At 71.5% G+C, this 18,055-nt stretch carries 21 protein-coding genes; 12 read left to right on the forward strand and 9 right to left on the reverse strand.

All coding sequences use genetic code 11. The annotated features are described in order from the left end of the window. The first annotated feature begins 56 nt into the window (after window positions 1–56). On the forward strand, window positions 57–704 hold the full coding sequence (locus H4W81_RS07565) for an HAD-IA family hydrolase (protein ID WP_192774128.1): 648 nt from the start codon (window positions 57–59) through the stop codon (window positions 702–704). A 70-nt stretch (window positions 705–774) separates the two neighbouring features. Here H4W81_RS07565 and H4W81_RS07570 read toward each other — a convergent pair whose 3' ends face one another. From H4W81_RS07570 to H4W81_RS07590, 6 genes are all read right to left on the reverse strand, one after another. Beyond that, window positions 775–2,055 carry a phytase gene (locus H4W81_RS07570; protein WP_192774129.1) on the reverse strand — a complete coding sequence of 427 codons (1,281 nt, stop codon included), beginning with the start codon at window positions 2,053–2,055 and terminating at the stop codon, window positions 775–777. A gap of 102 nt (window positions 2,056–2,157) precedes the next feature. Continuing rightward, window positions 2,158–2,310, reverse strand: coding sequence for a hypothetical protein (locus tag H4W81_RS49185; protein WP_318781589.1), 153 nt, complete (start codon window positions 2,308–2,310; stop codon window positions 2,158–2,160). Next, entirely contained in the window at window positions 2,307–2,561 is a 255-nt protein-coding gene (locus tag H4W81_RS46810; RefSeq protein WP_225960918.1) for a hypothetical protein, read from the reverse strand. Before H4W81_RS46810 ends, H4W81_RS49185 begins: the two co-directional genes overlap by 4 nt. Before the next feature lie 97 nt (window positions 2,562–2,658). Beyond that, window positions 2,659–3,858 carry an NAD(P)/FAD-dependent oxidoreductase gene (locus H4W81_RS07580; RefSeq protein ID WP_318781590.1) on the reverse strand — a complete coding sequence of 400 codons (1,200 nt, stop codon included), beginning with the start codon at window positions 3,856–3,858 and terminating at the stop codon, window positions 2,659–2,661. A gap of 72 nt (window positions 3,859–3,930) precedes the next feature. After that, window positions 3,931–4,191 (reverse strand): hypothetical protein, encoded by a 261-nt coding sequence (locus H4W81_RS07585; RefSeq protein WP_192774132.1) that lies wholly within the window; start codon window positions 4,189–4,191, stop codon window positions 3,931–3,933. A gap of 106 nt (window positions 4,192–4,297) precedes the next feature. Beyond that, window positions 4,298–4,924 carry a CGNR zinc finger domain-containing protein gene (locus H4W81_RS07590; RefSeq protein ID WP_192774133.1) on the reverse strand — a complete coding sequence of 209 codons (627 nt, stop codon included), beginning with the start codon at window positions 4,922–4,924 and terminating at the stop codon, window positions 4,298–4,300. A gap of 90 nt (window positions 4,925–5,014) precedes the next feature. Between H4W81_RS07590 and H4W81_RS07595 the strand changes: the two genes are divergently transcribed. Next, the gene (locus tag H4W81_RS07595; protein WP_192774134.1) at window positions 5,015–6,259 is read left to right on the forward strand and encodes an MFS transporter; all 1,245 of its coding nucleotides are present in this window, start codon (window positions 5,015–5,017) and stop codon (window positions 6,257–6,259) included. Window positions 6,260–6,267: 8 nt separating this feature from the next. On the opposite strand, the gene H4W81_RS07600 is transcribed toward H4W81_RS07595, so the two are convergent. Then, a complete protein-coding gene (locus tag H4W81_RS07600; protein WP_192774135.1) occupies window positions 6,268–6,897 on the reverse strand; it encodes a TetR/AcrR family transcriptional regulator in 630 nt (209 codons plus the stop codon). A 124-nt stretch (window positions 6,898–7,021) separates the two neighbouring features. Between H4W81_RS07600 and H4W81_RS07605 the strand changes: the two genes are divergently transcribed. The 5 genes from H4W81_RS07605 (at window position 7,022) to H4W81_RS07625 (ending at window position 12,465) form a co-directional block, all read left to right on the forward strand. Beyond that, window positions 7,022–8,386 (forward strand): cytochrome ubiquinol oxidase subunit I, encoded by a 1,365-nt coding sequence (locus tag H4W81_RS07605; protein WP_318781591.1) that lies wholly within the window; start codon window positions 7,022–7,024, stop codon window positions 8,384–8,386. Between the two features lie 2 nt (window positions 8,387–8,388). After that, window positions 8,389–9,417, forward strand: a complete 1,029-nt coding sequence (locus H4W81_RS07610) for a cytochrome d ubiquinol oxidase subunit II (protein WP_192774137.1) — start codon at window positions 8,389–8,391, stop codon at window positions 9,415–9,417. Between the two features lie 364 nt (window positions 9,418–9,781). After that, window positions 9,782–10,642: a TIGR03619 family F420-dependent LLM class oxidoreductase gene (locus H4W81_RS07615; protein ID WP_192774138.1), complete on the forward strand. Its 861-nt coding sequence runs from the start codon at window positions 9,782–9,784 to the stop codon at window positions 10,640–10,642. A gap of 189 nt (window positions 10,643–10,831) precedes the next feature. Continuing rightward, window positions 10,832–11,014: a hypothetical protein gene (locus H4W81_RS07620; RefSeq protein ID WP_192781459.1), complete on the forward strand. Its 183-nt coding sequence runs from the start codon at window positions 10,832–10,834 to the stop codon at window positions 11,012–11,014. Between the two features lie 29 nt (window positions 11,015–11,043). Continuing rightward, window positions 11,044–12,465, forward strand: coding sequence for a glycoside hydrolase family 6 protein (locus H4W81_RS07625; protein ID WP_318781592.1), 1,422 nt, complete (start codon window positions 11,044–11,046; stop codon window positions 12,463–12,465). A 271-nt stretch (window positions 12,466–12,736) separates the two neighbouring features. Here the strand turns inward: H4W81_RS07625 and H4W81_RS07630 are convergent, their stop codons facing one another. Further along, on the reverse strand, window positions 12,737–14,437 hold the full coding sequence (locus H4W81_RS07630; RefSeq protein ID WP_192774139.1) for an AfsR/SARP family transcriptional regulator: 1,701 nt from the start codon (window positions 14,435–14,437) through the stop codon (window positions 12,737–12,739). A gap of 340 nt (window positions 14,438–14,777) precedes the next feature. Here H4W81_RS07630 and H4W81_RS07635 point away from each other — a divergent pair, with 340 nt between their 5' ends. Beyond that, on the forward strand, window positions 14,778–15,215 hold the full coding sequence (locus tag H4W81_RS07635; RefSeq protein WP_192774140.1) for a hypothetical protein: 438 nt from the start codon (window positions 14,778–14,780) through the stop codon (window positions 15,213–15,215). 231 nt (window positions 15,216–15,446) lie between these two features. Here the strand turns inward: H4W81_RS07635 and H4W81_RS07640 are convergent, their stop codons facing one another. After that, entirely contained in the window at window positions 15,447–16,001 is a 555-nt protein-coding gene (locus tag H4W81_RS07640; protein WP_192774141.1) for a hypothetical protein, read from the reverse strand. A gap of 77 nt (window positions 16,002–16,078) precedes the next feature. Between H4W81_RS07640 and H4W81_RS07645 the strand changes: the two genes are divergently transcribed. From H4W81_RS07645 to H4W81_RS07660, 4 genes are read left to right on the forward strand one after another with little or no spacing between them, the layout of a single operon-like run. Beyond that, a complete protein-coding gene (locus H4W81_RS07645; RefSeq protein WP_192774142.1) occupies window positions 16,079–16,825 on the forward strand; it encodes a hypothetical protein in 747 nt (248 codons plus the stop codon). Next, window positions 16,822–17,337, forward strand: coding sequence for a hypothetical protein (locus H4W81_RS07650; protein ID WP_192774143.1), 516 nt, complete (start codon window positions 16,822–16,824; stop codon window positions 17,335–17,337). Before H4W81_RS07645 ends, H4W81_RS07650 begins: the two co-directional genes overlap by 4 nt. Then, on the forward strand, window positions 17,327–17,869 hold the full coding sequence (locus H4W81_RS07655) for a hypothetical protein (RefSeq protein ID WP_192774144.1): 543 nt from the start codon (window positions 17,327–17,329) through the stop codon (window positions 17,867–17,869). The genes H4W81_RS07650 and H4W81_RS07655 overlap by 11 nt, the downstream gene beginning before the upstream one ends. Continuing rightward, the gene (locus tag H4W81_RS07660) at window positions 17,866–18,021 is read left to right on the forward strand and encodes a hypothetical protein (RefSeq protein WP_192774145.1); all 156 of its coding nucleotides are present in this window, start codon (window positions 17,866–17,868) and stop codon (window positions 18,019–18,021) included. The genes H4W81_RS07655 and H4W81_RS07660 overlap by 4 nt, the downstream gene beginning before the upstream one ends. Window positions 18,022–18,055 lie beyond the last annotated feature (34 nt).

The raw sequence follows: 18,055 nt of genomic DNA on the forward strand, positions 1-18,055 counted from the left end.
TCACTCGCTCTCGATGCCAAAATAGTGGTATTGACGTCTATAATAGTGTGATCGGCATGAGGTGGTCAGGTAAGTACGAAGCGATCTTGTTCGATCTGGACGGCGTGCTGGTCGACTCACTGGGCGTGATCGAGCGCATCCTGCGGGAGTGGGCAGCCGAGCACGGCCTCAACGGCGACGAGGCGGTGGCGCTGTCGCACGGCCGTCGCGACATCGACCTGATCCGGTTACTGGCGCCGCACCTGGACGCCGAGGCCGAGACCGCGCGCATCGTGGCCAGGGAGGAACACGACACAGCGGGGCTGCGGGCGCTGCCCGGCGCCGCTGACCTGTTGGCCGCGCTGCCGTCCACGCTATGGGCCGTGGTGACCTCGGGCACGCGGGCGGTCGCCACCGCGCGCCTCCGCGCGGCGGGCCTCCCCGCGCCCACGCTCCTGCTCGGCGCCGAGGACGTGCCGGTGGGCAAGCCCGACCCGACCGGCTACCAGTGGGCCGCGCAGCTGCTCGGCCGCGGCGCGCGGCACTGCCTGGTAGTGGAGGACGCCGAGGCCGGCGCCAGAGCCGCGGGGGCCGCCGGCATGGACTGCGTGGGAATCGGCCCCGCCCTGGAGGGCCGTCGTGACCTGACCGTCGCGCACATGCCGGACCTGAGCCACCTCCGCGTCTCCGTCGAGGGGGACGTCCTGGTGGTCGGCGCGCTCTGACGGATGCCGCGAGCGTGCGGAGGCTCGGTGACGACGCGCGTCACCGAGCCTCCAGGTGGCCCGAGGTGATCTATCCCTGGCCGCGCGGATCCCAGCCATCGGTGTCCACGTCCAGGTCGAGTTCGTCGGCGATGTCTCCCCAGCCGACGAACGTGAAGTTCGTGACCTCCCTGTCGCCGTCCCCGGGGGTGTCGGCCCCGTCGTGCGCGACGAACAGCCCCTCGTCGAAGTCGCCCAGCGGGATGTTGAGCACGGCCGACCCGTCGCTGTGATCGACGCCGTCGACGCCGTCGTCCGCTCCGACGCGGAACCGGCCGAGGTAGGCGTTGGAGCCCTCCCTGCGGTAGACGGCGAAGGTGCTGTCGCCCTGGCTGGAGGCCAGCAGGTAGCCCTTGCCGTCCGCGCGGTGGTAGATCGTCAGTCCCTCGGCGTCGGCCGCCAGGCGCCGGCCGCCGTAGCCGGGGTCCGCGCCGAGGACGCAGTCCTCCGTCTCGGGGTCGTACGTGCCGGGCACGCCGTACTCGCGGACCTTGTCCATGAGCACCGGGGCGCCGGTGAGGTCGGCGCGCATCCGCCAGATGCCGACGTCCTCCTGAGCCGCGTAGAGGACGTCGGCGCGCTGGTCCACGACCATGCCTTCGACCTGGGGCAGTTCGTCCGGCTCGAGGCAGGGCGTCCAGGTCTGGCCGTTCGGCAGGGTGAACGACGCGGGGAGGTCCAGCGTCCTGACGAGCTGGTAGCCGACCTTGCCGCCCGGCTTCGCGAGCAGCCTGACCAGGCCGACGGAGGTCTTGTGCCGCCGGCTGACCAGCGCGTAGGTGCCGGTGACGTCCTTCCAGGTGGCCAGGCCGTACACCGTCTCGGCGGCGTTGACCTGCTCCTGCGTGGTGTTGAACACGAAGGGGGCGGCCGGGTCGGTCACGTCGGTCAGCTGCCCGTTGGAGACGGCGTAGATCCGGAGCCGGTCGCCGCCGCGGTCGGAGACGACCGCGAGGTCCCGCCCGCCGAAGCCGTAGGTGACGTCGACGTTGTTGAACCGCCCTGGCTCGTCGTCGGGACCCGGCGCCGCGGGCGCCGGGACGTGCTGGAGCTGCCGGCCGTCGAGGTCGTAGCTGAAGAGCCCGCCCTCCTTGGCCGTGGCGATCACCACACTGCTGCCGGAGTCGGCGGGGTGGGCCCAGATCGCCGGGTCGTCGCCGTTGGCGAAGCCGCCGGCCGCGTCGTCGAACAGCGCTGGGGTCTCCAGCTCGGGGTCCACGGGCTCGACGCCCTGGCCCGACGCGGGCGCCGCCAGCGCTCCTGCCAGCGCGAGGGTCAGGGCGGCGACGGAAAGCCTTTGCAAGGGACGCATTGCGCCTCCTCGATGTGGGGGGAAGGCCTTACCAGGAACGTAACCATGAACGCACGACGATGCAACACTACGTCCTTATGTCATGACATAATTGCAGGCGGCCTACCAGGCGTAGGCCTCGGGGGCGGGTCCGCCGGGGCCGGGGAAGACGTCGTCAAGCAGCGCCAGCCGCTCCTCGTCCAGGTCGATCTCCAGCGCGCGCAACGCCAGCGTCAGCTGCTCCGCCGTACGCGCCCCCACGATCGGCGCCGTCACGCCCGACTGGTGCAGCAGCCACGCCAGCCCGACAGCGGCCGGATGCTCGCCGTCCCGCGCTCGCGGCCCGGCACATGTCCGGTCACCATGTACGGCCAGCCCAATGGATTGTCCGGGGACTGCTCCAGCAGCACGGGGGCGGGGGCGAGGCCGTCCGGGACGAGACCGAGCGCGGCGAACTCCTCGGGGCACGTCGGCTGTCGCTGGGAAGCAGGGTCCCCGGCACACGGGTTCGCATCTCGCCCGAGCATCCCGCATCCGCCCTCCCCACCAGTGGTCCTTCCCGCCCCGGCGACCGCCAGCATGTACACCCGGGCGAGCCGCGCCGCGACCGGCCGTGGAGAGCGCTCACTCGATGACAGAGGCGGCGCCACGGCGTGGCCCGAGGTATCGCCACAGGAAGCCGGTCAGCACGTTGATCCGGTTCCGTCCGCCCAGCAGGTAGGCCACGTGCAGGCCGATCCAGGCCAGCCACGCCGGCAGGCCGTGGACGGTCCAGCCGTTCGGTAGCTGCAGCACGGCCTCGGCCCGCCCGACCGTCGCCATGATGCCTGGATCGCGGTACTCGAAGGGGACGACCTCGCGGCCTCGGGCCGCCGCGATGATCTGCCGGCCCACGTGTGCGCCCATCTGGATGGCGGGCTGCGCGAGCTGCGGAGGCGCGTCCGGCGGCCCCGCGAGGTCACCGGCGACGAAGACCTCGGGGTGCCCCTCCACGTTGAGCGCCCGCGTGACCGCGATCCTCCCTCCTCCGCCCTGCGGCAGGCCCCAGTTCGCGACCGCCTCGGGGGCGGTGACGCCCAGCGCCCAGACCGTCACGTCGCTGGGCAGTCGGGTGCCGTCCGCCAGGATGACCGCGTCGGGCCGGACCTCGGCCACCGTCGAGCCGAGCCGCAGATGCACCCCCCGCTTGCGCAGAGCGCGCGCGGCCTCGTCCCGCAGGCCCGGCTTGTACGGCGCGAGCACGTAGTCGAACCGCTCGACCAGGGTGACGCTCGACTGCTTGGCCGAGAGCTCGGGATGGGTCAGCGGGATCGTCCGGCGGCGGAGCTCGGCCAGCGTGCCCGCCATCTCCACGCCCGTGGGCCCTCCGCCGACCACCACGACGTGGACGCTGTCGCGTTTCCCGACGGCGGCCTCCTCCAGGCGGCGTTGCAGCCGCTTGCGCAGCGCAACCGCGTCGTGGACCGAGTAGATCGGCAGCGCGTTCTCCTCCGCGCCGTCGATGCCGAGCCAGTTGGTGGTGACGCCGCTGGCCAGCACGAGGTAGTCGTAGTGGAGGCTGGTGCCGTCGTCCAGCTCCACCCGCCGCTCGTCGGCCCGCACCTTGCTCAGCGCGGCCCGCCGGGTGCGCACCCTCCGGTATCGGGCGGCGAAGGTCCTGGTGGGGAAGGCCACGTCGCCCGGGCCGAGTCCGGCCGTCGCCACCTGGTAGAGCAGGGGTTGGAAGGTGGTGTAGGGGTTGGCGTCGACCAGGGAGACGCGGGCCCCGGCGCGGGCCAGCTCCCTGGTCGCGGCGAGACCGGCGAAGCCGGCCCCGACAACCACGACGTGCGGTCTCACCGGCCGCGGGGTCGTTACGGTCACAGGCTGTCCCTCCGCTGCGCGTGCTGCTTCAGGTCATATGGCGCACAGGGCACGCGCTAAACCACCGCACGCCGCTTGGCGCGGATCACCCGCCCGCCCGAAGGCCTTGACCCCGAGGGCCAGGGTCCTGCGCTCGGCAGCGGAGGTGTGGGCGCGCAGCTGCATGAACTCGTAGCGCTCCTCGCTGCGGGCGTGCGCGGTCACGGCGCCGCTGATCAGCGCGTGCTGGGCCAGCAGCAGGTCGATGACGTCGTTCTCGTCCATCGTCTCCGGCATCGGCTGGTGATCGGCCACGGGTGATCTCCCCTGGGATACGGGCGATGCCTACCCCGGCGGGGAGGGGCCACGCGCGGCTTTACGCATTCCACGACACCGGGCCGTGGCATGCCCGAAATCGGCACTAGGGATGGCCCACTACCCGGCTCTCCGACTCGCTGACAGAGGGCGCCGGCGAGGCGGGGATCGCCGCATCAGGAGGTGACGAGCGGGTGGCGTAGTAGCGTCGCGACTTGTCGCGGCTGCCGCACGAGGCCATGCTGCACCACCGGCGTCGGCTGTTCCTGCTGGTGTCGAGGAACAGCCAGCAGCACGACGGGCACTCGCCGAGCCGGTCCAGCCGTCCATGGGTGAGGAGTTCGACCGCCGACGTCGCGACCTCCCAGAGCAGGACCCGCGCCGTCCGTGGGGCCCGCCACGCCAGCCGGTACCCGCCGCCGTCCGCCTCGAGGTGGCTGTGGGCGACCCCCTCGGCATACCGGACGGCGATGGCGTCGAGATCCGCCTGCGCCGGATCGCCGCCGTGCGCCAGCGGCTGGAAGGCCCGGAACACCGCCTCGCGCAGGTCGCGGGCGGCGGGCAGGGCGGCGGCGAGGCCCTGCGGGTCCTCGATCGGCCGGCCCGCGGCGGCTGCCCAGGTCGTCGCCTCCGCAGGGGTGGCCAGCCAGTCGCGTCCCGCCACCGGCCGGCTGTTGACGGTGTTGGCGAAGTCAAGGCAGAGCGCGTTGCCGACCAGTTCGACATCGATCATGTCACCAGTTTCTCACCAATCACCAGGCATTGACAGGTCAGATAGGTTCAGAGATATTACCGATCAAATCAACTTGATAGGTGAGAATCCATGCGCTTCCTTCCCGAGTCGCTGAGCCGGTCGTTCACCGGACTGTGGTTCGGCACCGGCGCGGCGAACCTGGGGGACGGCACGGCGCTGTTCGTGCTCCCGCTGCTCGCGATCGCCGCCGACGCCTCACCCGGTGGGGTGGCGGCCGTGACGGCGGCGCTGACCCTGGCCTGGCCGATCTTCGGGCTGCACGCCGGTTGGATCGTCGACCGGGTCGACCGGCGCGCCCTGCTGGGCAGCGTCAACGTGGTGCGGGCGGTCGTGCTGGCCGGTCTCACGGCAAGTCACCTCACCGGCACCCTGTCGCTGCCGGTGCTGCTGGCCGCGGCGGTGCTCCTCGGCCTCGGCGAGACGCTGGTCGACACCGCGCTGACCGCCACCATCCCGCTGGTCGTCGAACCCGGCGGCCGCAACAGGGCGAACGCGCGGATCGAGGCGACCATCAATGTCACCAACCAGCTGGCGGGCCCGCCGCTCGCGGGACTGCTGGCAGGCGTCACCCTGGCGCTCTCCACGGGCGTGAGCGCGGCCCTCTACGCTCTGGCCGTCGCCGGGATCGCCGCGATGACGCTGCGCCGCGCGCCGGCCGAGACCAGGGCCGCCGCGCGCGGCGGCGTCGTGGCCGGATTCCGGCACCTGTGGCGGCAGCCCGTGGTGCGGACGCTGACGCTGTTCACCGCCGCGATGAACGTGGTCTGGGCGGCCTCGACGGCGTTGCTCGTCGTGTACGCGGTGCGCCCGGGCCCGCTCGGCCTCACCGCCGCGCAGTACGGGCTGCTGCTCACCGCGATGGCCGTCGGCGGGCTGCTCGCGTCGACGGTGGTCGAGCGGTTGCGGCGCCGGTTCGGGGTGACCACGCTGTTGATCGCGGACGCCGTCGGCACCGTCCTGCTGGTGGCCCCGGTGGCGGTGGACGCCGCGGCGTGGGTGGTGGCCGCGGGGGCGGTGGCCGCCGGAGCCGGTTCGAGCATCTGGCGGATCCTGGTGGCCACGATCCGGCAGAACCTGTCCCCGCCGGAGCTGCTGGGCCGCATCTACTCCGCCTCGCGGGTGCTCAGCTGGGGCGTCATCCCGGTCAGCGCCGCGCTGGCCGGCCTCGGGGCGGAGCTGATGGGCGTGCGGGCGGTGTTCGCCGTCGCCACCGGCGTGGCGGTCCTCATCCTGGCCGTCTTCGTGCTGTTCGCCCGCCGTACCGACCTGTCAGCCGCGATGGAGCCGAGCCCGGAGCGCCGAGCCGCCGTCTGACGGCCCGCCTACCCGGACGGGGCCATCATCCGGTCGAGAAGCAGGTGCATGTGCCTGCGGAACCGGCGTAGGGCGGCCGGGTCGTCGGGGCCGTGCCGGGTGCCCTCCTCGTCGAGCAGGCCGCCGCCGCAGAAGCCCTGCGCGCACCAGATCGTCGCGATGAGCGTGGACTCGATGTCGCCGTCCGGGTCGATGTATCCGGCCTCGACCGCGGGCCGGACGATGTCGCGGACCTGGACGAGCATCGGCCGGGCGTAGCGGCACTCCAGCTCGGTGATGTCCTGCGCGTCGGAGAGGCTGCGATGGATCCAGAGCGCGGGTACCTCCGGATTGGCGATGCAGAAGTCCAGATGGCGATCGGCCAGCACGTGGATGATCCGGGGCACGTCGGCGGGCGTCCAGGGGGAGAACTCGGTCACGATCGTCTCGATCATGTCCCGCCCGCCCTCGTAGGCGCGCTCCATGACCGCCAGGTAGACCTCGCGCTTGCTCCCGAACTGCGCGTTGACCGTGGCGATGTCGACCCCGGCCGCGTCCGCGATCTGACTGGGGGCGGTCCCGTCGTATCCCAGGCTCGCGAACAGGCGGGTCGCCGCCTGGAGGATCGCCTGGCGCTGGTCGTGGCCGGCAGAGGTCATGAACCGGACGCTATGAACCGGAATTCGGCTGGTCAATAACGCGAAGGGAAAGCCCAGGGCATTTTCGGGAGTGCGTGCCCCCTTGACGTCGGTTACCCGCTGACCTGGGGGAATGGAGACCAGCGTGAACCCAGCGGACCTCTTGGCGGTGACCGGCGCCGATCTGGCCGCCGCGCGGATGCAGATGGCGCTCTCTCTGGGCTGGCACATCGTGATCGCCTGCTTCGGCGTGGGCATGCCGGCCATCACCTTGATCGCCGAATGGCGGGGGCATCGCAGCGGCGACGTCCACTACCGGCTGCTCGCGCGCCGGTGGGCCAAGGCGATGGGCGTGCTGTTCGCGGTGGGCGCGGTGTCCGGCACGATCCTGTCGTTCGAGATGGGCGTGCTGTGGCCGGGGCTGATGGGCGCCTACGGCCAGGTCATCGGCCTGCCGTTCTCGCTGGAGGGCATCGCCTTCTTCATCGAGGCCATCTTCCTGGGCATCTACCTGTACGCCTGGGACAGGTTGCCGCCGCGGATCCACCTGCTGTCCGGGATCCCGATCGTGCTGGCGGGCGTGGCGAGCGCGTTCTTCGTGGTCACCGCCAACGCCTGGATGCAGCAGCCGACCGGGTTCGACGCCGAGGGCGGCCGGATCGTGGCGGTGGATCCGTGGGCGGCGATGTTCAACCCGGCCACGCCTCCGCAGACCGTGCACATGATCCTGGCCGCGTTCATGGTCGCCGGGTTCGGCATGGCCAGTGTCTACGCCGTCGCCATGCTGCGCGGCCGCCGCGACCGCTACCACCGCCTGGGCCTGCTGCTCCCGCTGGCGGTGGCCGCCGTCATCACCCCCGTGCAGATCGGCGTGGGCGACTGGGCCGCGCACTTCGTGGCGAGCAACCAGCCGGTCAAGCTCGCCGCGATGGAGGGGGTCTTCGAGACCGAGCGCGGCGTCCCGCTGCACGTGGGCGGCATCGCGGTCGACGGCGAGATGCGCTACGCGCTGGAGATCCCGTACGGCCTGTCGCTGCTCGCCCACTGGAACCCGAACGCCGAGATCATGGGGCTGAACGAGGTGCCGCCCGCCGACCGCCCGCCGGTCAACGTGGTGCACTGGGCGTTCCAGATCATGGTGGGCGCGGGCTTCGCCCTGCTGGGCCTGTCCGCGTGGCTGGCCCTGGCCTGGTGGCGGCGGCGCGACCTGCCGAGCTCGCCGTGGTTCCTGCGCGCCGCCGCGCTGTCGGGTGTGGCCGCGGCGCTGGCGCTGGAGGCCGGTTGGGTCGTCACCGAGGTGGGCCGCCAGCCGTGGATCGTCTACGGCGTCATGCGCACCGCTGAGGCGGTCAACCCCGCGCCCGGCCTGGTGTGGGGGTTCGTGCTGGTCACCGTCGTGTACGCGGCGCTGACCGTCGCCACCGTGTACGTGCTGCGCCGCCTGGCTCGCGACATCCCCGTCCCGATCGCTCCGCAGGAGCGCGACGTCACCGGCTACAAGGTCGTCTGATCATGTCGCTGGCGGAGATCATGCTCGCCGTCCTGTGGGCCGGCCTGACCGCCTACGTCCTGTTCGGCGGCGCCGACTTCGGCGGCGGGATCTGGGACCTGCTGGCCGGCGGCGCCCAGGCGGGCCGCCGGCGGCGCGACCTCATCGAACACTCCATCGGCCCCATCTGGGAGGCCAACCACGTCTGGCTGATTTTCGTGATCGTGCTGATGTGGACCGGCATCCCCTCGGTGTTCGCCGCCATCGCCTCCACCCTCTACATCCCGCTGACCCTGGCCGCGCTGGGGATCATCGCCCGCGGCGCGGCCTTCGCCTTCCGCAAGGTCTCCATCGAGCTGTGGCAGCGCCGCCTGTTCGGCGCGACCTTCGCCTTCTCCTCGATCGTCACCCCCTTCTTCCTGGGTACGGTGGCCGGCGCGATCGCCTCCGGCCGCGTCCCCGCCGGCATCGCCGAGGGCGACTTCCTGACCAGCTGGCTCAATCCCACCTCCGCCGTCGCCGGCGCGCTGGCCGTGGGCACCGCCGCCTACCTCGCCGCCGTCTACCTCACCCGCGACGCCCAGCGCGTCGGCGACAAGGACCTGGCAGAGGACTTCAGACGCCGCGCCCTGGCGTGCGGCGCCGTGGTCGGGCTGGTGTCGGCCGCCGGGCTGGTCGTGCTGCGCGCCGACGCCCCGCGGCTGTTCACCGAGCTCACCGGTGGCCGGGCGCTGCCTTTCCTGGTGCTGTCGATCGTGGCCGGGCTGGTCTCCCTGGTGCTGCTGTGGCGCCGCGCCTTCCTCGCCGTACGGATCACCGCCTCGCTGGCCGTGGCCGGACTGCTGTGGGGCTGGGGCGTCGGCCAGTACCCCTACCTGCTGGCCGGCGTCACGCTGCGGCAGGCGGCGGCCACCGACGCGGTGCTGGCCGCCAGCCTGGGCGCGCTGGCCGTGGGCGCGCTGCTGCTCCTGCCGTCGCTGTGGTGGCTGTACGCCACGTTCCAGCGCGACCACACCGCGCGGGCCACCGTCCCGCGTGATCTGGATCACTGATTCCTGCTGTCAGGAACGTCCGGTTTCCTCGTCCTAGTGGTGATTTGCGGAGATCCCTCATCGCACGGAGACAGGAATTGACCCCGCACACTGACGAACCGGTCGCGGGCCGGCTCAGGCCGCGTCGTTGGGCGCGTCGTGCCCTGCCGGCGCCGGCCGGGCTGCTGGCGCTGACGTTGACCGCGGCCCTGCTGGTCGCCTACGTGTGGCAGCCCCCCCGAAGCCCGCGAGTTCCGCTCCGCCCACCAGGGTGGCTCGCGATACGCAGACGCCCCGGTGGGCCGCTTCTGTTGCCTTGACACCGGCGGCAGGGTCCTAGGGTGACGGCCACGCCATGACCCGCCCCTACGAGAGGGAATGATCGATGAGGTTCGCGATCAACTACAGCACGCCCTTCCACGGCGCCGATCCCGACCGGATGACCGCCTTCGCGCGGCACGCCGAGGACTGCGGCTTCGAGGCCCTGTACGTGCCGGAGCACATCGTGCTGTACCCCGGCGCGCAGGTCGGGCCCGTCGAGTTCCCGCCGTCGCTGCCGTACCCCGACCCGCTCGACTGCCTGGCCTTCGTCGCCGCGGGCACCCGGCGGATCCTGCTCGGCGTGGGCGTGCTGCTGCTGCCGTACCACCACCCTGTGATCCTGGCCAAGCGGCTGGCGACCATCGACGCGCTGTCCAAGGGGCGGATGCGGCTGCTGACCGTCGGACTGGGCACCCTCCCCGGGGAGGCCGAGGCGGTGGGGGTGGACTTCGGCTCCCGTGGCCGCCGGGCCGACGAGGCGATCGATGTGCTGCGGCTGCTCTGGGGCGGTGGCGAGGACGGCGTCAGCCACCAGGGGGAGTTCTTCGCCTTCGACCACCTGACCAGCTTTCCCAAGCCTCACGGGGTCACGAGGCTGCCCGTCCACGTCGGCGGATCGAGCCGGGCGGCCGCCCGGCGCGCGGGACGGCGCGGCGACGGCTTCTTCCCCGGCGGGGCGCTCGACGCCGAGGAGCGCGCTCTGCAGTGGGAGCTCGCCCGGCTGAGCGCCGCCGAAGCCGGGCGCGATCCCGAGGCGCTGGAGTACACGCGCTGGGGGTCCATCGGCATGACGGCCGACGACGCCGAGGCGCTGGCCGCGCAGGGCGTGACCCGCGTCGTCGTCAACCCGATGAGCCCGGAGCTCCAGGGGCAACGCGATGAGATGTCCGCGTTCGCCGAGCGCTTCGGCCTCCTCCCCGGCTAACGCGTGCCCTTCCTCGTCGGACATCGGGACGCCCGAGGCGGTGCCACCGATGATCTGGCGGCCGAACAAGACGAACCCGGCGAGCAGGTGCAGCGTCGCCACCAGCGCGTATTTTGGGAGCGCTCCCAAGAAGCGCGGAGCACAAATTGGCCTACGCAAAAAGGGTCGACTTAACAGAGATCTACAGTGATGTCATGTCTTGACCAGGACCCTGTCGCCCAGCGCAGTCTCCAGGGCTGCGCCCCCGTCACGTACTACCTCGACGACATCGGTTTCCAAGCGACCAACGAGGTCGCGATCAACTGGAACTCCGCCCTGGCGTGGCTGACCGCCTTCGCCGACACCATCCACCGATCCGACACCACCCACTGAACCGACGACCCCTACCGAAAGGTGACTTCGTGCGAACCATCGCAGGGAAAGCCGCAGCAGCCTTAGCCGCCGTCCTGGCGGCCGTCCTGATCGCCCCGCAACCCGCCTCGGCGGCGACACAGCTGATCGCGAACGGCACCTTCACCACCGGCACCAGCGGCTGGAAGCAGATCGACAAGGCGACCATGACGGCCGAGTCCGGTCGCATGCGGGTGACCGTGGGGACGGGCGCCACCAAGCCATGGGAGGCCATGGTCGCCACCACCAGCGCCATCACGCTGACCCCGGGCAGGAGCTACACGCTCTCCTTCGACGCGTACGCCACCACGGCCTTCAGAGCCGTCACCACCGTGCAGTACCTAGCGACTCCCAGCACCAACCAGTCGCTGGCCCAGGACGTCAACCTCACCACGTCCAGCAGGCGCTACAGCTTCCCGTTCGTGGCCACGGCGACGGCGGACCCGAGGGCCGAGGTCACCTTCCAGGTGGGCGGGTCCGGCGGCACCCCCACGGTGCGCTTCGACAACGTCTCGCTGATGGAGACGCAGTCGACCAGGCCGACCGCGCTGTACGTGTCGAACCAGTCGAACCCGGCCAGGTGGGTAGCCGCCAACGCGGGGGACTCCAGGGCACAGGCCATCGGCTCGAACATCGCCAACAAGCCGATCTTCGCGTGGTTCGGCGGCTGGTTCACCGACATCACGCTGGCCGTGGACACCTACGTCGGCGCCGCGCAGGCACAGGACAGGCTGCCGATGCTGGTCGCCTACAACATCCCCAACCGTGACGCGTGCGCCGGGCACTCGGGCGGCGGCGCGGGCGACAAGGACGCCTACCACGCGTGGATCAACGAGTTCGCCAGGGCGATCGGCAACCGGCACGCGATCGTCGTGCTGGAGCCCGACGCGGTCGCCGCCGCCGAGTGCGTGAAGCCGGAGAACGGCGGCCCGGCCGGGCAGTACGCCATGCTGGCGGACGCCACCCAGGTGCTGAAGGCGCAGGCGCCCAACGCCTGGGTCTACCTCGACGCCGGCAACGCCACCTGGCACACCGCCGACGAGACGGCCCGGCGGCTGGGCCTGGCGGGCATCGCCAACACCCGCGGCTTCTCGCTGAACGTGTCCAACTACATCACCACCGCCGACACCGAGGCCTACGCCGTCCAGGTCAGGAACAGGCTGTCGGCCACCTACGGCGCCAAGCCGTATGTGATCGACACCAGCCGCAACGGCAACGGCCCCTACGTGGACTCCACGCCGGGCGACAACTGGTGCAACCCGCCCAAGCGCAAGCTCGGCGTCCCGCCCGCCAAGCAGTCGACCGGCGCCGAGTACGTCCTCTGGGTCAAGGTCCCCGGTGACTCCGACGGGCCGTGCGGCATCGCGCCCACGATCCCCGCGGGAACCTTCAGCCCCGACCTCGCCATGGCCCTGATCAACGGCAACCCCTGACCCCCGAAGCCCGTTCACCGGGGGACGCCCGCTCCTCAGCGGACATCCCCCGGAAGCGGCCCCCGGTCCCGCCATGGAGCACGGCGGCGCCGGTCACGGCTCGGTCGGACTCGTCGAGCCCGAAGGGGCGGTGACGACGCGCAACGAGGTGGCGGCGGCGAACTCCAGCCGGACACGGCCGTCCGCCGCGTCACGCGGCGGAACGCGGCAGGGCGCCGAGGTCAGACGACACGGAGCCCCGCCTGCCGAGGAGAGGGCGGCCATGACCGGCTCAGCGCGCCACCGCGGGCACCGGCTCGGGCAGGAGGGCCTGCTCGGCGTAGTGGTGCAGGATCATGGCCCGGATGGGGGTCAGCAGCCGGTACCTCCGCCCCGACCCCGACTCGTACGGCAGGACCAGGCAGTTGTCCACCAGGGCGGCAAGCGAGTTGAGGACCATGCGGTGGTCCAGAGGAGCACCCCCGCACACGGCGATGGCGCACTCGACGCTGAAATCGTGGGGGAGGCCGGCGAGCCTGAGCAGCAGGAGTTGCTGGGAGGAGGTGAGGCCGCGCCACACCTGGTGGACGCCGGAACCGAACAGGACGGCTGACGGGTTGGCGCCGTCGATGAGCGAGCCCAGGTCCGCGACGGCGTGCTCGGCCAGGACGGGGAGGGGGAAGGTCCGCAGGAGGGCGGCGAGGCTCTCGACGACGGCGGGGAGCCCGTCGGCCTGGCGGCACAGGCTCCACACGTGGGGCCGATCCTTCGCGGTCAGGGACAGGCCCGGCACGGCCTCGGCGGCCCTGCGCCTGAACAGCGTCTCGGTCGCCTCGGGGTCCAGCGGGCGCATCGCCCAGGTGACCTCTCCCGAGATCCCGAGCGGGCGATGCGCGGCGAGCAGGACCGTGGGGGAGCGCCGGCTCATGAGGAGCCTGGCCAGGGGGCCGCGCACCAGGTCGGGGCGGCTGTCGCAGTCGTCGATCACGACGAGCTCCGTCCCTGTCTCCGGGAGCCGCTCGAGCTCCTTCTCCGCCGTGGCCTCGCCCAGGCTCAGGTAACGGACACCGTCACGGTCCTGGTCGGCGGCCTCGGCGAAGAGCTCCAGCGCGAGTCTGGTCTTGCCCACGCCAGGCGGGCCGATGACGGTGACCATGTGGTGTCCGGCGAGCAGCCCGGCGACCTGCGCGACGTCCGACTCCCTCCCCAGCGCCCGGCCGCCGGGGCGGGGCCGGGGCGGCTTCGCGCCTTCACCGCCGCGCGGGCCACCGGCGGCGGACCTGCCCAGACAGGCGAGATGCGCCTGCTGGAGCTGGGTTCCAGGCTCGATGCCGAGTTCGACCGCCAGTCGCTGCCGGATGCGGTCGTAGACCATGGTGGCCGTCCCCTGCCTGCCCGCCGCCACCAGTGCTTCCATCAGGACGCCGTGGGCCGCCTCGTCGAGCGACTCGAAGTGGCACAGCGGTTCGATCAACCTGATCGCCAGTTCGGGGTCGCCCTGCTCGATCGCCGCCCGCGCCGCGCGCCTCGTCACGTCGTCGCGCTCGGCCAGGAGGGAGTCGACCAGACGGCTGTCGAACCGCTTTCCCGGCACGTTCGCGAAGGGACGCCCCCGCCAGAGGGCGAGCGAGTCCGAAAGGGACTCCAGGGAGGCATCCGGTCTGGACGCCTCCGCGCGGAACAGCGTCAGGTCGGTCACGCCGCCATCCAGGTCGAGGTGGTAGCCGGAGGCGACGGTGACGATCCGCGACCCCGCCGCCGTCTCCCTCAGCCAGCCGCGCAACCGGCAGACGGCCAGGTGGAGGGCGCCTCTCGGGTCTCGCGGCGGATTGTGCCGCCACACCACTTCAATGAGCGACTCGGTGGCGAGCGGGCCGGGTGACGCCGCGAGCATACCGAGGAGCGCCCGCACGACGGGTGACGGAGGGCTGTGCAGCACACCCCCTCTGACCAGGCCGATCGGGCCGAGCACCCCCACGAATTCTTCATTCATCTGTCCTGCCCCCGAATAAACGGCCATGAAGGCATCAACTGCTGACGACGCAGTGAATGAAAATTAAAGAAATGCCCCCCGTGGGCATCTCGCCTGACGGGCGATTTGACCATGATCGTGCCTGGGCGGCGAAATGTGAACCCCTCGGTCCTTGAATAGCGACGGCCCGATTCCGTATGCAGCCTTTCGGCGCGGTTTCCGCGATCTGTCCGCGCCGGTTAACGCGTCGATAGTCCGATTCGATCCCCTTGGAGGATCTTGACCCACCGGCACCGCCGCAGTGATCGTCAACGACGGCGGCGGCCTCCTGGCCGCCGCATCACTGCCAGAAAGGTGCCTCATGGAGAAGATGCGACGTGACGTGACGCGCGCGGTCGTGCTCGCGGCGGCGGCGGCCGCCCTGGTCGTGCCCGCGTCACCGGCCAACGCCGCGCTCTCCCCGCAGAGCGTGTGCGGGTCCGGATACGGGATCATCGATTCGGTGCCGATCAGCACCGGCCGGCTCTGGGCGACCTCCTACCTGCTCTACAACAGCGGGAACGGCTACAACTGCGTGGTCACCATGAAGCAGACCGACCTCACGGTGGCCACCTTCACCGAGGCGCGGATCCAGGTGCAGGGGTCGAGCACCATCCATCGCGACGGTGGTTACTACAAGTCCTACGCGGGGCCGGTGCGCGTGCGCGCCGCCGGGAAGTGCGTGCAGTTCGGAGGCGTGGCCTCCGACCGGGCGGGGCAGCGATTCCAGTCGTTGAGCGGCTGGGGACACTGCGGCTGATCTGTCTCACCGCCTTTCGGAGCGGAAAGACGTGCTGAAAGACCCGGAAACATCGCAGATCTTGCGATAGAGCCTGGCATCCGAGAGAAATTTCTGTCATTCAGGGCTCGGTGCCCCAAAGAGAGAAAGCAAACGCCACGTTCAGGGCGGGCGAGCGGCTTTCCTGGTGCTTTCCGTGGCCTTTCGCCGCCACTCGGCCGCCTTGACCCGATGTGACGTCAACGCTGATCGTCAATGGCGTACGCCAGGCGTGCCGCGCCGCCGGGCGCGCACCACGGCCAGCGGCGTCACCACCACCAGAACCACCACGACCCCCATCAGCGCCACGACCGACGGCGCCGTCCACCACGGGCCCCCCGGCGCCGGGGCGGCCTCCGGCAGACCGAACCCGACCAGCGTGTCCTTGAGGAAGGAGGGCGCTTGCGACCACCCATGGCGTACGGCCAGCGGCTGCGCGGGCGTGTGCACCCACGGTCCGGGCTCGGCGTACGGGTAGACCTCCTGCACCACCAGGGCGCGCTCCTCGCCCGGCGCGTGCCACACCAGCCGGTAGGCGGGTCCGAGCGCGGCGACCGGCCGATCGGCCCGCGTGGTGCCGGGAAGCTCCGTCAGCAGGATGGCGTCAATGCCGGACGCCTCGCGCAGCAGGGTCAGCCCCGCCGAGTCGGCCTCACTGCCCGGCCTGATCTCCACGGCGCCGTCAAGCCCGGGCCCGGTGAGGGTCGCTCGGTCCGGGCCCTTCGCCCAGGCTGCTCCACCGGCTGGGAGCAGCAGGGCAGCCAGCACGCCAAAGATGATCGCTATTCGCCGCATACCCCTCATTACACCCGGCGTCCCTTAGAGGTTCCAGGAAAAGAGGCACGATGACCACCACTATCGCCGAGGTCGTCAGGGTCGCACCTGACGGCGGGCGCGCGCAGATCACCCTTCCCGAGGAGGCGGGCGTGCTCAACTGGCACGCCCGCACCCGGATCGCGGGGCCGCGCCTGATGCGTGACTTCGACCTGGCCCAGGCCGGCCAGCACCTCGTCGTCCCCCGCAAGATCTTTCCCGGCGGCCGGACCGAGGTGTTCCGCCGCAACGGCTTCGACCTGGTGCTCTACGAGGCGGCCGACCGCTCCGACAGCTGCCTGGTGTGGGCGGGGCCGTACAACGAGGCCACCACCTGGTTCGGCGCGCCCGCGCCGCGCACCGCCGTGCTCAATCGCCTGGTGTCGAGCGTCTCCTTCACCGACACACCCGAGGGCGCGCTGCTGTCTCCTGCAGGAGCGACGGCGGCCGAGCAGTTCTCGTCCCAGATCTACGGCGAGAACGACAACCTGCTGATCACGATCCGCGACGCGCGGGCCGCCCGCCAGTCGGTGCCGGAGTGGCGCGGCGCCCAGCAGGGTGACGCCGAGGTGTGGAAGGAGGAACTCGACCTGGACCCCGAGCAGAAGGCCGGTCTGGCGGGCACGCCGTACGAGTGGCGCTACATCTACGCCAACGCCACCGCCGTCTTCGAAGTCGTCCTGCGCAAGCGGGCCGTCGCCGGCGAGCAGCGCTCCGCCGCCGCCGAGGACCGCGCCACGGCCGTCCTGTCCGGCCTGCGGGTGGCGTGGACGGCATGAGCCTGCCCGTCGCGCTCTCGCTGATCGCGGTGTTGCTGTCGGTGTTCGCCCTGGTCGCCGTCGGCGGGCTGTTCTTCAGACTGCGGCTGCTGGAGCGCACCGCGCTCGACCCGAACGGCGCCCTGTTCTCCGACGACGTCAGGCAGGCGCCCGCCGCGCTCTGGCCGAGCGGCGAGCAGACCAGCACCCTGGTCATGCTCCTGGACGCCGGCTGCACCACCTGCCACACGCTGTGGGAGGCGGCAGGCACGCTCGACGCGTCGGACGTGCGCGTGGTCGGCCTCGCCTCGGGTCCCCAGGCCGCCGCCGTCTTCGAGGGGCAGGCCGAGCTGCTCGTCGACCCCGACCTGTGGACCGCGCTCTACGAGGGCTACAGCCCCACCGCCTACGCCATCGACCGCCAGGGCGCGGTCACCGGACGCCGGTTCGTGTACGCCGACTCCGACGTGCCCGCCCTCCTGGCCGAACTCCTGCCCGCCTCCGCACTCCAAGGAAACAGCCATGCGCATTGACCACATCCCTGTCGCCGGCGGCGAGCCGCCCGCCGGAGCCGAGCCCAGCCGTGTCAGGTCCCTGATCCGCGAACTGCGCCCCTCGCGCCGCTCCGCGCTGAAGGGCCTGGGCGTCGCCGTCGCGACCGCCGCCCTCGTCCCCCTGGAGTGGGTCTTCACCAAGAGCATGGCCCTGGCCGCAGGGCCCACGTCGGAATGGACGCGGTCCAACTGCACGGACGGCTACCCCAACGGCTACGGCCAGCAGTCCAACAACTGGTGGGTGGGCGGCACCGCCACCTGTTTCGGCGGCTGGCGGCGCGGCTCCTACCCGTGCTCCGGCGGCTACCACTTCGAGGGCTGGCGCGGCTACTCCGACGAGGGCTACACCTCCTCCCGCACCGCCTCGTACTGCGGCACCAGCAGCACGAGGAACGCCTGGCGCTGGACCACCAGCGGCCTGGTCTACCGCTGCTCCGACGCGATCACCACCTGCGTCTGGAACAGCGGTGAGCGCCACACCGCCCTCACCATCTCCATGTGCCGGGTATGACCCGTCTGCGAACGCTCGCTCTCCACCCCGTCGCCGTCGCCCTGCCGATCGTGCTCGGCGCGCTCGGCCCGGCGGCGGCGTGGGGCCCCGCGGTCCTGCTGTTCCTGTGGGCAGGGCTGAACGCCGGCTACGCCAACTCCGGCAGCACTTGAAGCCACAACTCGGCCTTCCTGCTGAGCGCGTCGG

It is taken from the genome of Nonomuraea africana, assembly GCF_014873535.1.
Lineage (GTDB): Bacteria > Actinomycetota > Actinomycetes > Streptosporangiales > Streptosporangiaceae > Nonomuraea > Nonomuraea africana.

Excerpts from the sequence above, each read along its gene's own strand:
- H4W81_RS07565 (WP_192774128.1), top strand. The coding sequence starts at position 57 with ATGAGGTGGTCAGGTAAGTACGAAGCGATCTTGTTCGATCTGGACGGC.
- H4W81_RS07570 (WP_192774129.1), bottom strand. The coding sequence starts at position 2,055 with ATGCGTCCCTTGCAAAGGCTTTCCGTCGCCGCCCTGACCCTCGCGCTG.
- H4W81_RS46810 (WP_225960918.1), bottom strand. The coding sequence starts at position 2,561 with ATGCTCGGGCGAGATGCGAACCCGTGTGCCGGGGACCCTGCTTCCCAG.
- H4W81_RS07590 (WP_192774133.1), bottom strand. The coding sequence starts at position 4,924 with ATGATCGATGTCGAACTGGTCGGCAACGCGCTCTGCCTTGACTTCGCC.
- H4W81_RS07595 (WP_192774134.1), top strand. The coding sequence starts at position 5,015 with ATGCGCTTCCTTCCCGAGTCGCTGAGCCGGTCGTTCACCGGACTGTGG.
- H4W81_RS07600 (WP_192774135.1), bottom strand. The coding sequence starts at position 6,897 with ATGACCTCTGCCGGCCACGACCAGCGCCAGGCGATCCTCCAGGCGGCG.
- H4W81_RS07610 (WP_192774137.1), top strand. The coding sequence starts at position 8,389 with ATGTCGCTGGCGGAGATCATGCTCGCCGTCCTGTGGGCCGGCCTGACC.
- H4W81_RS07615 (WP_192774138.1), top strand. The coding sequence starts at position 9,782 with ATGAGGTTCGCGATCAACTACAGCACGCCCTTCCACGGCGCCGATCCC.
- H4W81_RS07620 (WP_192781459.1), top strand. The coding sequence starts at position 10,832 with ATGTCATGTCTTGACCAGGACCCTGTCGCCCAGCGCAGTCTCCAGGGC.
- H4W81_RS07630 (WP_192774139.1), bottom strand. The coding sequence starts at position 14,437 with ATGAATGAAGAATTCGTGGGGGTGCTCGGCCCGATCGGCCTGGTCAGA.
- H4W81_RS07635 (WP_192774140.1), top strand. The coding sequence starts at position 14,778 with ATGGAGAAGATGCGACGTGACGTGACGCGCGCGGTCGTGCTCGCGGCG.
- H4W81_RS07645 (WP_192774142.1), top strand. The coding sequence starts at position 16,079 with ATGACCACCACTATCGCCGAGGTCGTCAGGGTCGCACCTGACGGCGGG.
- H4W81_RS07650 (WP_192774143.1), top strand. The coding sequence starts at position 16,822 with ATGAGCCTGCCCGTCGCGCTCTCGCTGATCGCGGTGTTGCTGTCGGTG.
- H4W81_RS07655 (WP_192774144.1), top strand. The coding sequence starts at position 17,327 with ATGCGCATTGACCACATCCCTGTCGCCGGCGGCGAGCCGCCCGCCGGA.
- H4W81_RS07660 (WP_192774145.1), top strand. The coding sequence starts at position 17,866 with ATGACCCGTCTGCGAACGCTCGCTCTCCACCCCGTCGCCGTCGCCCTG.